Below are 15,165 nucleotides of genomic sequence, written 5' to 3' on the forward strand. Positions count from 1 at the left end.
TGCTGCAAACCTATGCGCTAGGCTGGCTGGAAGCGAGAAACCACGCAGCGGACCGGCCATGACGCAAGACATTCCCGAGATTGAGCCGGATGAGGCAACGGGTACCCATGCGGATATCCTGCATCGTCTGCTCAAGCTCTCGAACAAGCTGCTCGCGCCTTTCTCGATGCACCTCGAGCAGCAGTACAAGATCAGCGTCAACGAGTTTCGGCTGCTCATGTTGATCGGCCGCTATCCCGGCTGCGCCAGCCACGAACTTGCGGACATGACCGGAGTGAGCGCAATGAGCGTCTCTCGTGCCGTCTTCGCGCTGGAACGCAACGACCGTATCCGCGTCGAACGCGACCCGCAGAACAAGCGGCGCAAACGCCTGACCCTGACCGAAGAGGGCGAACGGCTGTTCCGGATCATGGAGCCGCAGAGCGGCCAGGTCGCGGACTATCTCATGTCCAATCTGCTGCCCCACGAAGTCGCCATGTTCGACCACATTCTCAAGATCCTGATCGACACGCTGGAGGCAACCGACGAGGATGGCAATTCGCTGTTCCTCGAACGCACCCGCCCGCAGGAAAATGGCGAATAGCAGCCCTCCCCCGCTCGCGGATAGCTGGCCTTAGCCCGGCATATTGGTCCGGCCATTGCGGGCATGAACTGCCAAATCGGCCTCAACTGCAGATCAATGCTGCCCTCACCGTCCGTAGTTGGGGGGGGAATGTTCGCCCCCATCTGGATAGGTACCACTGTGCGCGTTCAACTCTAGCCGCTCAGCCGCTCCAAGGCCGGCGCCTCAGGAAGGCTGCTCGGTCGTGATGCCCGCCAGCGAGGATCCGAGGGAAGCCGGACCTGACTATCAGCGAGCAGGTCGCTTCGGCACAAAGTTTAGCGCACGATTGCGCGGATCACAGGATCGGCCTGCATGGGGGTAGCGTCAGGAGTTAGAGGGAATCACGATGTCGCCCTTGCATAACGTTCGCGCTTGGCGGCAACGGCACGGCGCGCTTCCTCGACCGCGCGCTCTTCTGTCGCGAATAGCAGGCTGTCGAGTACAGTGGAAAGATGCGCGCGCATCGACGCCCGCGCTGCGCGGGGATCGCGGGCACGCAGTGCATCGAGCACGGCAGTGTGCTCATCGACGACAGGCTTGATGTTGGCGCTGCGGGCCTTTTCGTGAAGCAGCGAGGCTTCGGGCGACGTGGCCCGCAAATTCCACAAGCGTTCCACGATCTCGATCAGCGCTGCATTGCGAGTAGCCGCTGCGATCGCGACATGGAATTGACGATCGGCCCTTTCAGTGCCTTTGGGATCCAGGTTTTCCCGCGCAATCTCCTCCACCAGTCGCTCAAGCCCGGCAAGTTCCTCATCGGTGATCTGAGCGGCGGCGAGCGCGGCGCATTCGGCTTCGACCAACAGCCGGGCTTCGGTAAGTTCGAAAGCGGAGATATTGAAACCTGGCTTCTCTTCGTCGCCCGGCAGCCGCACCACATATGCGCCCGAACCTACCCGCACTTCGACCAGACCCTGAACCTCGAGCGCGATGATCGCCTCGCGCACAGTGGGACGACTGACGTTGTGGAGCGCAGACAGCTCTCGCTCGGCAGGAAGACGGTCACCGACGCGGTATTTCCCTTGCGCCAGATCGACGAGTAGTTCGCGAGCAAGATCCTGATAGAGTCGCTCTTTCACACCGTCCGACATCGCTTTTTCGTCTTCCTTACCAATTGAAGAATTATGACAGACCAATAAAACAAGGTCAATCCAACATAGGGACCTTTGCAGATATTTGCGAGCAGGCACCGCATATAACGTATGCCTGCGACATCGCCATCTGCCGGAGCCTCAATGGCATGACCCCGAAAACCGCGCCCCACCTATGCACAAAAGGAATGGACGGCGCTACGCGAAATGGGTGCATACTTGAGGCAAGCCTCCAGCTTCGTGCGCGCGTCCGCATCGGTCGACGGCACATCGATGGGCTTCAGAACGAAGATTATTGCAACCAAGTAAGTCGCCATCTCCGTCTTTGTCGGCAAGCACGGATTTACGCAGGTCCTCGAACCTTCCCTTAGGCTAGCAGAACGCACCCTTTGCGAGCTTGAAATGCCTGCAGGATGGGACGTCAGTGAACGATCTGGCGATTTTCAACGCAACGGTAAACCAAGTGGCTTGACTGGTCTTACCAAAACAATCTAATCGGCTAGTCAACCGTATCAAGGTTCTTAGGGAGATGAGTTCGTGAGGCATTCTGCAATTCTTGGCGTGACAACTGGGCGTCACGCCATCGTGGCCGGCTCACTGGCTGGATTACTGGTCGCCGCACCCGCGCTCGCGCAGGACTTGAATTCGGCTGATGCAGCCGATGTGGCCCAGGATGCCGGCGTCATCATCGTCACCGCACAAAAGCGCACGCAAGACATTCTTCAAGTCCCGGCCGCCGTCTCGGCAATCAGCGAAAAGACGCTCGATGCGGCGCAGGTCAAGGATTTCACCGACATCACCAATGTCGCCCCGTCGGTTACGGTGGCCAGCGCGGGCAACTCGGCTTCGTCGACCGTGTCGCTGCGCGGCGTCGGCACGCTGTCGTTCTCCACCAGCGTCGAGCCGTCGGTTTCGATCGTTGTGGATGACGTCGCCCTGCTTCAGCAGGGTCAGGCATTCGGCAAGCTCAATGACATTGCCCGTATCGAAGTGCTGCGCGGACCGCAGGATTCGCTATTCGGCAAGAACGCTTCAGCTGGCGTGATCAACATCGTGACCAAGGATCCGACGAGCACGTTGAGTGGCTTTGTCGAAGGCTTGATGACCGACGACAACGAAGTGCGCGTGAACGGCAACCTGTCCGGTCCCATCGGTGACAGCGCAGGCTTCCGCGTCAACGCCTTCTACGGCGATCGCAAGGGCTATATTCGCAACCTGACCAACAACTCCTGGCTCAACGGCGAGGAAAGCTACGGTTTCCGCGGCAAGGTCAACTACGACAGCGGCATTCTGTCTGTCCAGCTGATCGGTGACTACAGCAACACCAAGTCGAGCGGCAACCAGCCGACCTACTACTACGTCGCTCCCGGCACTCTTCAGAACGGTCGCCCGATTAATTTGGGCGGGGTCGTCCCCGGCATGGCCAACACCGAAGTCACGGTGAACGATGACCAGCTTTCGAATACGGAACAGTGGATGGCATCGGCCAAGATCGGACTCGATCTCGGTTTTGCTTCGCTGACCTCGATCAGCAGTTACCAGGACTGGAAGCTGGACACCACGACGGACCTCGACTTCACCCCATCATTCGTCATCCGCCAGGGCGGCCCGTACCATGCGAAGCAGTACGCGCAGGAACTGCGCCTGACTTCGGCCGATACCGGTTCGTTCGACTACCTTGTGGGTCTCTATTACGCGGACGGCGAGACGGATCGCCAGTTCGCGCGCGATACCGCTTCGTTCCTGACTTTCCTGCGCCGCAACTGGGATTCGACCGCTTCGACGCGGACGCTGGCGGCCTTCGCGCAGCTCGGCTACGATCTCTCGGAACAGACCAAACTGACCGTCGGCGGACGCATCAACAACGAGAAGGTAGGTGTCTTCTACCGCGACAACATCCCGGCCACCCCGATTGTCTACGAGGGGCAGGCGAAAGATACCGCCGTCACGGGTAAAGCGTCATTGCAGCACTTCATCACCGACGAACTGATGACCTATGCCTCGATTGCGACCGGTTACAAGGGTCAGGCCTACGACATCTCGTCCGGGTTCAACCAGTCGCGCATCGACAACCTGGTGAAGCCGGAAAACTCGGTTGCTTACGAAGTCGGCGTAAAGGGCCGGTTCTGGGATAATCGCGGCTCGTTCGGCCTCACCGGCTTCTGGACCGATTACGACGACTTCCAGGCCCAGAATGTCGAATTCGTGGGAGGCGCAATCCAGCCGGTTCTTCGCAATGTCGGCAAGTTGCGCACCAAGGGTATCGAGTTCGAAGGAACGTTGCGCCCCGTGGACGGCCTCTCGCTTTTTGCATCGGCAGCCTATGTCGATGCGAAGATCCGCAAGTTCCCGAACGCGACCTGCTATCCGGGCCAGACGGCTGCTCAAGGCTGCGTCGGCGGTTCGCAGGATCTTGCCGGCGCCGGCTTGGCCAACTCGCCGAAGTTCAAGTACAACATCGGCGGCAACTTCGAAACGCCGCTGGGCAATTCGCCCATCAGCGTCTTCACTTCGGCCAACTATGTCTGGCAGGACGACGTGAACTTCGCGCTCGACGGCAACCCGCTGACCGTGCAAAAAGCTTACGGCATCGCCAATGCCACCATCGGCCTGCGCGAAACCGAGAACCGCAACTGGGAAGTCTCGCTGTTCGTCAACAACCTGTTCGACAAGTCCTATGCCGCGGTGCTGACCGACTATTCGGACAATGGCTATACCGGCACGGCGATCGTGCAGCAGGTGCCCCGCAATTACAGCCGCTATGTCGGCATCAAGTTGCGCTTCGGATTTGGCGGCGACCGCTAACGCCGTCCGGCAACCTGAAAGTCCCCGGGGTCGGCGCAATCGCGCCGGCCCCTTTTCTTATGCAATAGGCCGGGCCTTGGCCAGCGGCTCCAGCGCGCCGCGGGTCTTCACGCACAATGCTGGCAAAAATTCGTTCTGAAAGAGGCTGTGTCCTGTGATCGGCACTGCCTCGCCCCAACCGCGATGGCGATCGCACCAGCCAAATGGCCCGCACGTTCCATTCCAATGGAAGCAGCGCAGCAATAGCCGTTGGCACAATGAACCTGGCGGCGCGACAGACCGGAAATTGTCCGACTTCAGTCCGTCATTACGGATAACGGCCCGGGTTCTCATGTCGTCGACCTAGGCGGCCCCACAAGCGATAACGTTACGTCTGCGGGGGGTGTGCCGCGGAAGGAGAAGCGCCGTTACCGAATTTCGGCATCGGTGGATCAGGCGGGACCTCGCGTGAATCCCGTTCAATGGGCGGAACGCCGGTGGTCGATATATACCGATCCAACAGCCTGCGCGTGAGCGCGTCGCGCGTCCCGGCATATCGGCGATCATCGATCAGGTTAACGAGCTCCGCGGGATCCTTCTTGCGGTCGTAAAGCTCGGATTGGCCTTTCGGGCGCGAAATGAGCTTGTAGGCCGGAGTGGTGATCGCCGCCGCGCGCGTAACGGTCTGTGGGAAGTCGTTCTGGACTTCGTGCTTGGCCGTGTAGAGATTCGGCGGCCCTTCCATCCGGGGCTCGAATGCTTGCGGCTCGAAGATGTCGTAGCCGGATTCGGTGAAAGCAGCGCGTTCGGGATCCCCTGCAGCTCCGCCGAGTTGGGGCAGCAGGCTGCGGGCGAAGATCGCCTGCTTCGGCTTCACCGCGCCAAGATCGAGGAAGGTCGGCATGATGTCGAACAGCTCGGTCATCTCGGGAACGACATGACCTTGCGCACCGCCCGGCATGCGGATCACCAGTGGCACCCGCGTCAGGCAGCTTTCCAGCCCGCCAGGCCACTTCTCGACCATTCCGTAGTCCCCTGCGTAATCGCCATGATCCGAACTTGCGACGAGAACGGTATCACTGGCGCGCCCGGTTCGTTCGAGTGCTTCCATCAATTGCCCAAGCAGCCAATCGGCATAGCTCACCTGCCCGTAATAAGTGGCACGCACACGCCGGAACACAGCATCGCCAACTTCGTCGAGGTGATAGGCCTTCCTGACGGCTTCCTGATACTCCGGCTTTTTCGCCAGCCCGGGAGGAGCCAGATCGGGTAGGTCACCGGGCTTGTACATGTCGGCAAAGCCCTGAGGCGCAAAGTAAGGCGGGTGCGGCGAACCGATCGCCAGGAAAATGCAGAATGGCCGCTCCTGCTCACGCCGCTCCAGAATCTTTAGGGCCGACTGCAACAACCTGTAATCGTTCGTCTGGCGTGGATCGGGCTTGGCATCGATGAGCATCGTATTCGGGGCATCAAGATCGAACGGAGTATTCCCTCCCCCGCCTTGCCACGGAAAATCCAGCCAGTTCGTCAGACTCAGCGGGAAGCTTGCCTCCGCCAAGGCGTCATTCTTGCCGATCAGATATGTGTCGTAACCCGATTCCTTGAGATAGCGCAGCATGTTCGGTTCATCGGGCCTGATGAAGTAGTAGAGGCTACGATGCCCGGTGTTGGCCACGGGCAGCCCGGTCAAGAGGCTGCATCGCGAAGCACCGCAGACCGGGTACTGGACATGACAGTCCGCAAAGCGTGTCCCCTGTCGTGCAAGGAGATCGAAATTGGGCGTCTTGCAGACCGGGTTGCCATAGCTCGACAGGGCGTCAGCCCGGCATTCGTCCGTCATGAACAGGATCAGATTGGGGCGCGATCCGGCGGTCGGGCGTACTGCCTGAGCCAGCACCTTGGGGGCACCGAAGATCGCAGATGCGCCCGCGATCCCAGCAATCCCATCGCGAATGACCGACCGACGGTCGACCTTGCGTGCCGACATTCTCTCTTCCAATCCAATATCAGATTTTTGGCCTGGCCAATCTGGGCAGATGTGCGCTAGAGTCAATAGCGAACGACGAAATTTCCGGGTCGTAATGCTCAGGTTGGAGACCCATGCGATGCGCGCCAGACACCTCGCCACAATTCTCGCAGGGCTAATCTTAGGGTCCACTGCCGTCTCGGCCAAACCTGCAATCGACCCGGCGCCTGCAGCGATCGTGCGCACACAGAGCGGCGCGCTGTCCGGCAAGGACCGCCCGTCAGGCATTCGCACGTATCTGGGCATACCCTATGCAGCAGCGCCGGTGCGTGACTTGCGCTGGCGCGCGCCCCAGCCCGCTCCTGTCTGGTCAGGCATTCGATCGGCTGCGGAATTCGGTCCCCAGTGCTTCCAACCCCTGCGCAATGCAACAGCGAACTCGTATGCCGGTGCGGAAACGATGTCCGAGGACTGCCTTTATCTCAACGTGTGGACCAAACCCGGGACCAAAAAAGCACCGGTCATTGTCTACATTCATGGCGGGGCATTCTACACCGGTGCCGGGAGCTTTCCGATCTACGATGGCGAAACCATCGCTGAGCACGGAGCGGTTTTCGTCAACCTCAATTACCGCGTAGGACCGCTCGGCTTCCTTGCCCTTCCCGAACTCAGCGCTGAGTCCGCGCACGGCGCATCGGGAAACTATGGCCTTCTTGACCAGATCGCCGCGCTTCAGTGGATCAAGCGCAACATATCGGAATTCGGCGGTGATCCAGACAACATCATGATCGTCGGCCAATCGGCGGGTTCGATGTCCGTACTCACGCTTCAGGCCAGCCCGCTGGCCAAGGGACTGTTCCAGCGTGCAGTCGGTATGAGCGGGGCGATGATCGCAGGAGCGATCACCATGCCGTCACTCGCCGAGGCCGAAGAAGCGGGAAGCAAGCTCGAGGGGGTCTGGAAGGCGGCCAACCTGTTACAGTTGCGGGCAATGCCCGCTGATCGCCTCGTCGTGCCGCGGGTGCCCGGGGGGCCCAGCACTGGCCCCGCGATCGACGGATATGTCCTCCCCGCGCCGATCACCGAGATCTTCAAGCGCGGTCAGCAGGCCGACGTCCCCCTGATGCTCGGCTTCACGCGCGATGAAGCGCTCGGCGGCATGGGGCCGGTAGAGGGACTAACCGAATACATGGCCAAGGCGCAGGCACAATACGGCGACCGCGCGACGAAGTTTCTCGAGCTTTATCGGGCTACGAACGACGCCGAGGCGAAAGCACAGTCCCGGCTCGCAGACCGCGACAATACGGTTGCACTGGGCATGTTCGCGTGGGCATCCCTGCAGAAGGCGCACGGTCATGCGCCGGTATTCGCGTATGAGTTCGCCCGCCCCCATTCCTTTGCGCCTGGCGTTGTATTCTCGGACCTCGATCCGGCCAGCGCCGGCGCCTATCATACCTCGGAAGTTCCCTTCTGGCTCGGCACGCTCGACAGTTTCAATCGCTACCGCCATACCCGCGACTGGACCGCGAAGGACCGGCAAATCGGCGAAAAGATGGTCACGGCCCTGATCGCCTTTGCGCGGACCGGATCACCGAACGCACCCGGCGCTGTTTTCCCCCAATTCGATGCAGGCATGCCCCGGCTAACGATGATTGCGGACGATCTGCGTCCGGCGCCGTGGCCGGCCAGAGAGCGACTGCTTTTCTTCGACACCAGCAACACCATTTCCAACCCTTGAAGCTGCTTGGGCCAGCCATGGGCAGGTCGGGACAGTGCATCGGTGACGCTTGCCCGCGGGCTTATCGCGGCCTCGGGCGCACGCCCCGCTGGAGAAGGATACCGGCGCTTGCCACGTGGCAAGTCCTGTAAGATGAAGCCGATTGCCCCGAAGGGCGCCGGCCCCGTGTGTCGGGACGTTCTGCGCTGACGGTGTCGCCTTAGCTCCCCAAGGCGGTCGACGCCGGCCCCGATAGCGATCCGGACGACGCGGCAGACGCACTTGCCTGGAAGCCGAATCGGCTGTCCGCAGTCCTTTGACGCCCGATCGTATAAGGCATACCCACGTTTGCCGACTGATAGTTTGCGAGGGGCAACGCGAGCCGGTCATATGGACTGTGCAACCGCCATCGACAGATCCGCAGGAGCGCTCGAAGCGACAGCTGCGTCCAATCTGAGCCGCTCCCTTTGATCGCGCTCCGCGCAGCCTAATCTGCCATACGTGGCTCAGCCCAGTTCGGCCCTTCCGTTCGAACCGTCCGGGGACTTCGGAGAAGACCGCAGAAGGCCCCAGAGGACGCACGCCCCTACCAGGTCCAGGCAACCGAGCGCTACGAACAGGGGGGCGTACCCGAACTGGTCGGCGCTCTGGCCAATGAGGAAGGTGAACAGCATGCCCCCGATCCAGGCGATGGAACCGGCCATGCCGCTGGCGGTTCCCACAGCTCGCGTGTCGAATATATCCGCGCACAAGGTGATGAGCGCACCGTTCAACATCTGGTGGGCGAAGCCGCCGACGCAGAAGAGAGCGATCGCAAGCCCCGGGGAACCGGCGAGACCAATGCAGGCCGGCCCGATCATACACAGGGCGCCGACGGTCATCGTCACCTTGCGCGACGCAATCATTCCCGCCCCACGCCGCATCAGCGCATTGGGCAGAATACCGGCGGCCAGTGAACCGAAGTCGGCTGCCAAGAAGGGAAGCCAAGCCCAGAGCGCGATATCGCGCAAGTTCAACCCCCAGACCGAGACGAGATAGAGCGGGATGAAGAAATTGAAGGTCTGCCATGCCGGTTCGGCCAGAAACCTCGGTACGGCGATTGCCCAGAAACCGCGGCTTCGGAGAACTGCACCGCGCGTTGCCGGACGCACTTCTCCCTCGATGCCCTGTTCGTTCTTCTTCAGCTCTTCCAGCTCACCGGGCGTTATCGCGGGATGGTCTTCCGGCTTGCGGTAACCGAACCACCACAACAAGGCCCATGCGACGCTGAGACCGCCGGTAATCAGGAACGCTTCCTGCCAACCCCACCACAGGATGCAAAAGGCGACAAGCGGTGGCGCCAGCATCGAACCCACGCTTGTGCCCATCTGGAAGCAGCTGGTTGCCAGTGGGCGCTGGTGCGCGGGAAACCATTCGGAAGTCACTTTCGCCCCTGCAGGAATGGCTGCGGCTTCAGTGGCGCCAAGTGCTGCGCGGAATGCCGCCAGACTCGGCCAGCCTGTGGCTAAGGCATGCCCCATATTGGCCAGAGCCCACCCCATCGCGAAGATGAAGAAGCCAAGCCGTGTTCCCAGTGAGTCCAGCAAGGCCCCAGCCACTGTCTGCATGGCGGTATAGCTCGCCTGGAACGCCAGCACGACCCAGCTATACTGCTCCGTCGTCATGCCGAACTCATCTTTGAGCGTCGGCGCTGCGACGGAGAGCGTGGAGCGCGCCAGATAATTCATGATCGTACCCAGCGTGACCAGCCCGATCATCCACCAGCGCAGCTTACCCTTGAAGATGGCCATGATTTCCTACTTCCAATGCCAGAGAATTAGGCGCTTGGGCGCACTTCAATGGTCGAGACGATTGCATCGCCCTTGCGTGGCACGAACTGCAGATCGAGCGCGTTTCCAGTGACATCCACCGTGACCGTGCGAGCAACCAGCGTGGATGGCGCCCCTGCTTCCCTGGCCACATCCAAGCCGGCAAGAACGGTCTTTCCGTTGGCTTTCACATCGAAGACGCGCTCCCCCGGAGCAACCCTGGGCTCAACGAAACGCAGCGTTATGCTGTAGCGGCCCGGTTCGACCGGGAGACGATAACTGAAGTCGCCTTCTCGGAACGTGGCAAGCTGCGCATGCTCCTCATCGGGCACTATGGGTGCCAGAACAGCAGGTCGTCCACGCGGATGCTGGTCGGTCGACCCGGCGCTTCCACCCTTGAAGAACGTATCCGATCCGTAACCCCTTGCAGCGACAAGCGCGCCGCTATCGATATAATAGCCGCTGGCTCTCGAAGCATCGAGGTTCCAGGTAACGGCATCGCGCACGTCCTTGTCGGCAAAGCTTCCCACTGCCTCGACCCGGTTCGTGCCTGCACTCAGCCGCACGTCGGACCAGACACAGACCAGGTTGTCGCACTCGCCCTGCTCACCCAGCTCCTTGCCGTTCAGGAACAGCTTGGTGCGAGGGGCGTTGCTGTAGACGCTGATGTCGGTCGTGGGATAGGCCCGCTGAACGTAGCGGCGGCCATTCACATGAACGGTGGGCTGGCCTGACCAGTGCGCGCGGTAGTAATAGAACGCGTCCTTGCGGGTTCGTCCATCATAGCTGACCAGACCCTTGGTGTTGATGTCCTTGGCATCTCCTTCCGTTCGGGTGACCGTCGCGAAATCGAATGCGTTCCACAGCCAACTGGCGAACAGGTACGGTCGCTTCTCCAGGATCGGCCAAGTTTTCTCATGCAACCAGGATTGGTATTCCTCCGGCTGGTCGTGCCCACCCATGTCGAAGGGGCCACCAAGCGGGTTATCCGTATGGATCGAAAGCGCTCCACCCGCCCCGTATTCCGTGATCGCCTGAGGCTGCGAGGGCCGTTTTGCATGCAAGGCATCGAAATGCGGCCCCACTTCCTCGGGCTTGCCGTAGTACCATCCGAAATAACGGTTGCCCCCTGAGACTGGAACGGCATTGGCGACTATCGGCACATCCGGCATTCCACGGTCTTCACAGCACGTGGCAAGGGTCGAGGCGCGATCCGGGTCTTCATTGCGCACAATGGCCGCGAGCTCTTCCAGCATCGGGGTGGGGTCGCTCGGACTTACCTTCAGACCACGGCCGAGAAAATCCGGGCGCATCGGCCCGAAATCGACTTCGTTGGCGATGCCCCAGAGTGCGACCGAGGGATGGTTGTAATTCTGGCGGATCAGTTCGACCAATTGCTGCCGGGCCTGAGCCATGATCTCGGGCGGCGCGGCGCCCTGCGCCTTGTCCAGCGTCCAGGCCGTGACAAGCGCGATCTCGTCCCAGAGAACGAGGCCATATCGATCTGCAAGGTCATGAATGGGCTCGCCATGCTGATAGTGCGTCAGCCTGATGGTGTTCGCGCCCATGTCGCGTATGGTCGCAATACGATCGGCAATCTGCGATTTTGTCATCGCCCAGCCGGCTTCCATGCTGTCCTGGTGGAGCCCCACGCCGTGGAGCGCCACGTGCTCTCCATTTATGAAGAAGCCCTTGTCAGGATCGATCCGGAACTGCCGGATCCCAAGGGGCTGTTCGGTACGGTCAAGCAACCGTCCCTTGCCATCGCGCAGTTCGGTCTCCAGCGAATAGAGATAGGGGTCTTTCGTCCCCTGCCAAAGGTGCGCATCGGGCACCGTGAGTTCCTGGGAGACCTCTACCCTTCCACCGCTTTGCAAAAGGATCGGTGAAACCGAGCGAGCGGCAATCTTGCCGTCCGTGGCAACGAGCCGCGTCACGACACTGCCTTGCAGCGGCCCCGTACGCTCACTGGCAAGTTTGGCCACCACGGAGACCGTAGCCGTGCGGGACGCGATGCTCTTCGTCCGGGCATAGATCCCGGGTCCGCCAAAATCGTCCATGCTAAAGTGCGCAGCATCGGTAACAATCAACCGCACGGGCCGATAGAGACCGCCCTGGACGAAGAAATCCCCTGCCAGTGGGAGTGTATCCGCGGTCGCATTGCCCGACTGAGGCTCACTATTGTCTACCCGGACCGCCAGATAATTGCGGCCTCCCTTGTCGATCGCATCGGTAGCATCGAAGCGGAAACGCGAGAACCCGCCGGCATGAGCACCCAATCGCTTGCCGTTGAGCCACACTTCGGCTGTGCGGCTTGCCGCATCAAATTCGAGCCAAATTCTCTTGTCGGGTCCTGCCGCCGGAGGAACAAAGGAGAGGCGATACCACGCCACGCCCATATACTTGTCGAGCTGACGGCCCGAGGAACCGGCCACATGGGCGGCGGCATCATAATCGCCCACCCTGTTCCATGTGTGCGGAACCGTGACATTCGACCAGTCTCGATCGTCAAACTCGGGCGATTGTGCGGGAATGTCTCCCTTGCGAAAGCGCCATCCGTCCCCGAGTTCGACGACAGTACGATTGCCTTGGGCTTGCTGCGCTGGAGACGCAGCCACCGCCGGTGTTGTCGAAGGAAACAGGCAGGCTCCGGCAAGGGCCATCCAGGCCAGGCTATCGTGTTTAATCAAGACCATCTCCCTCGTCTCGTTTCTCTCGTACAGGCAGTGCGATCCGGTCCCGCTGGATCGGGGGGTTACTGCGGCACCGCTACCGGGGGATTCGGCTCGTTGCGCCCATATGGCGCCGATTGATGAAACTGCGGAATCGCCCCAGGATGCATGACACACCAGCCGGCGAGTGCATGGCCAGCCAACGCGGCATCGAGCACAGATCCACCGCCGATGCGCGCAGCCAGATAGCCGGCATTGAAGGCATCCCCTGCACCGCTCGTGTCGACAGGCGACACCGTCTTGGGCACCGGACAGGAATTCCCATCGGGCAAAAGGCATCCCCGCGCGCCCAACTTCACGATCACTTCTTCGCAGCCGAGCCCTTGCCAATGCACGGCCACTTCACCTTCGTCTCGCGCAGAACACAGCTCTGCCTCGTCGTCGAACGTCGGCAGCCCGATATTGGCGAGCGCAATGGCCTGGTCACGCCAGTACTGCGCGGCATAGCGCGATTCCCAAAGGACGGGCCGATAGTTGCTGTCGAAAGCAACAAGCCCCCCCTTCTCTCGCACCGCCTTCGCCAGAAGAATCAGGTCCCTGCGGCCCTGTGGCGGAAGGATCGCCATCGAGATCAGCGAGAAATAGAAAAGATCGGCAGCTTCGGCCTTGGCGATTGCCTCTTCGATCTCGGAAATCTCGAACATGGCCCGCGCTGCGCTGCTGTCTCGCCAATAGGTGAAGCTGCGCTCACCTTCATCGTTGGTCGAGATCGCGTAGATCCCGGGCCGACGCGTAGGGTGGGTCACGACAAGGCCGCAATCGATCCCTTCGCTCTCCCAGGCACGACGCAGGTCCTCACTGAACGGACAACTGCCCAGTGCAGTCATGTAGGACACCCGATGCCCGGACCGTGCCAGATGCACAGCCGTGTTGAGAGTGTCCCCCCCAAATCCCATGCGCCAGCCGTCTCCTCCTCCCGGATTGCGCGAGAGTTCCAGCATGCATTCGCCGAGGCAGACGATCCTGCGCACTTCAGTCATTCCCGACCAGCGACCTTACCAGTTCCACATCGTGCCATCCTCCAGCCGTGCGACCGGCAGGTAAGCTGGCTTGTAGGGATACTTCGCGGCGAGTTCCTCGTCGATGTCCACGCCATGCCCCGGGGTTTCGCCGACAAACAGTTCGCCCTTGTCGAAACGGTAATCGTGCGGGAAGACCTCGTCCGTTTCCTCGGTGTGGCGCATGTACTCCTGGATGCCGAAGTTGGGGACCCAGGTGTCGAAATGCAGCGCACATCCCATGGTAACCGGCGACAGGTCGGTGGCACCGTGGCAGCCGGTGCGGATCTGGTAAAGAGATGCCAGGTCTGCGATCCGACGCAAGTGCGTGATCCCGCCTGCCCCGACTACCGTCGTACGGATATAATCGATGAGCTGGTTCTGGATGAGGTCCTTGGCATCCCAGATCGTATTGAAGATCTCTCCCACGGCCAGTGGGGTAACGGTATGCTGACGGACGAGCTTGAAGGCTTCCTGGTTCTCGGCCGGAGTGCAATCTTCCAGCCAGAAAAGCTGGTAAGGCTCCAGCATCTTGCCAAGATTGGCCGCCTCCTGCGGCGTATAACGGTGATGACCGTCGTGCAGCAGATGGTGATCGAAGCCGTAAGTCTTGCGCAGCTCCTCGAAGAGCTTGGGCACATAGTTCAACGCCTTGCGCGTATCCCAGCCGGTCACCGACGGAAGCGCTGCGTCGGCCGGTTCGTAGTAGAGCTTCCCGCGGCCGACCCCATAGGCATCCTTGATGCCGGGAACTCCGGTTTGCGCGCGTATCGCCTTGTAGCCCATGTCGATATAGTGGCCGACCGCCTCAACTGTCTCACCAATATCGGAACCATTGGCATGACCATAGACCATCACGCCATCGCGACTGCGCCCGCCCAGCAGTTGATACAGAGGCATCCCGGCCATCTTGGCCTTGATATCCCATAGCGCCATGTCGACCGCCGCAATCGCCCGCATGGTAACCGGCCCGCGTCGCCAGTATGCTCCGCGGTACAGGTATTGCCAGATATCCTCGATCCTGCGTGGATCCATGCCGATCAGGCATGGAATGACGTGATCCTCGAGATACGCAACGACAGCAGTCTCACGTCCATTGAGGGTGCCGTCCCCGATTCCGTAAACGCCTTGGTCCGTGAATATCTTAAGCGTAACGAAGTTCCGTCCCGGGCACGTCACTATTACCCTGGCAGACTCAATTCTCATGATGGCCACTTCCCTCGGCACGGTAGACTGGTATGAACCCGATTTCTTGACATCGACACATTGGTCTGTCAATAGGATTATAACTGGTTTGACCAATATTCGAGATGGCGATATGGGCGAAATCCAGGATCGTCCCCTTCAGGGAAGCCACCTCATGATTCCTCATGTTGCATTGAGCCTGGGCGGCCCCACTCTCAACGGCTTCATTGCCACACTGGAAAACCCATTTATGGCGAACGAAGGACAGGCATGAATAGAG

At 60.7% G+C, this 15,165-nt stretch carries 10 protein-coding genes; 4 read left to right on the forward strand and 6 right to left on the reverse strand.

The window, feature by feature from the left end; all coding sequences use genetic code 11:
- Positions 1 to 58 precede the first annotated feature (58 nt).
- Entirely contained in the window at positions 59 to 583 is a 525-nt protein-coding gene (locus B5483_RS11210) for a MarR family winged helix-turn-helix transcriptional regulator (protein WP_079730411.1), read from the forward strand.
- A gap of 362 nt (positions 584 to 945) precedes the next feature.
- On the opposite strand, the gene B5483_RS11215 is transcribed toward B5483_RS11210, so the two are convergent.
- The gene (locus B5483_RS11215) at positions 946 to 1,695 is read right to left on the reverse strand and encodes a FadR/GntR family transcriptional regulator (protein ID WP_054944692.1); all 750 of its coding nucleotides are present in this window, start codon (positions 1,693 to 1,695) and stop codon (positions 946 to 948) included.
- 537 nt (positions 1,696 to 2,232) lie between these two features.
- Between B5483_RS11215 and B5483_RS11220 the strand changes: the two genes are divergently transcribed.
- Positions 2,233 to 4,500 carry a TonB-dependent receptor gene (locus tag B5483_RS11220; RefSeq protein ID WP_245829022.1) on the forward strand — a complete coding sequence of 756 codons (2,268 nt, stop codon included), beginning with the start codon at positions 2,233 to 2,235 and terminating at the stop codon, positions 4,498 to 4,500.
- Between the two features lie 367 nt (positions 4,501 to 4,867).
- Here the strand turns inward: B5483_RS11220 and B5483_RS11225 are convergent, their stop codons facing one another.
- Entirely contained in the window at positions 4,868 to 6,466 is a 1,599-nt protein-coding gene (locus B5483_RS11225; protein WP_079730413.1) for a sulfatase-like hydrolase/transferase, read from the reverse strand.
- Positions 6,467 to 6,683: 217 nt separating this feature from the next.
- Between B5483_RS11225 and B5483_RS11230 the strand changes: the two genes are divergently transcribed.
- The gene (locus B5483_RS11230; RefSeq protein ID WP_245829025.1) at positions 6,684 to 8,183 is read left to right on the forward strand and encodes a carboxylesterase/lipase family protein; all 1,500 of its coding nucleotides are present in this window, start codon (positions 6,684 to 6,686) and stop codon (positions 8,181 to 8,183) included.
- Between the two features lie 485 nt (positions 8,184 to 8,668).
- On the opposite strand, the gene B5483_RS11235 is transcribed toward B5483_RS11230, so the two are convergent.
- From B5483_RS11235 to manD, 4 genes are all read right to left on the reverse strand, one after another.
- Positions 8,669 to 9,952: an MFS transporter gene (locus B5483_RS11235; protein ID WP_079730414.1), complete on the reverse strand. Its 1,284-nt coding sequence runs from the start codon at positions 9,950 to 9,952 to the stop codon at positions 8,669 to 8,671.
- Between the two features lie 26 nt (positions 9,953 to 9,978).
- The gene (locus B5483_RS11240; RefSeq protein WP_245829028.1) at positions 9,979 to 12,588 is read right to left on the reverse strand and encodes a glycoside hydrolase family 2 TIM barrel-domain containing protein; all 2,610 of its coding nucleotides are present in this window, start codon (positions 12,586 to 12,588) and stop codon (positions 9,979 to 9,981) included.
- A 137-nt stretch (positions 12,589 to 12,725) separates the two neighbouring features.
- On the reverse strand, positions 12,726 to 13,682 hold the full coding sequence (locus B5483_RS11245; RefSeq protein WP_079730416.1) for a sugar kinase: 957 nt from the start codon (positions 13,680 to 13,682) through the stop codon (positions 12,726 to 12,728).
- A gap of 15 nt (positions 13,683 to 13,697) precedes the next feature.
- Positions 13,698 to 14,906: a D-mannonate dehydratase ManD gene (gene manD, locus B5483_RS11250; RefSeq protein ID WP_079730417.1), complete on the reverse strand. Its 1,209-nt coding sequence runs from the start codon at positions 14,904 to 14,906 to the stop codon at positions 13,698 to 13,700.
- Between manD and B5483_RS11255 the strand changes: the two genes are divergently transcribed.
- Complete coding sequence (locus tag B5483_RS11255) at positions 14,836 to 15,159, forward strand: hypothetical protein (RefSeq protein ID WP_176168010.1); 324 nt, start codon at positions 14,836 to 14,838, stop codon at positions 15,157 to 15,159. The genes manD and B5483_RS11255 overlap by 71 nt on opposite strands.
- Positions 15,160 to 15,165 lie beyond the last annotated feature (6 nt).

It is taken from the genome of Novosphingobium mathurense (genome assembly GCF_900168325.1).
Taxonomy (GTDB): Bacteria; Pseudomonadota; Alphaproteobacteria; order Sphingomonadales; family Sphingomonadaceae; genus Novosphingobium; species Novosphingobium mathurense.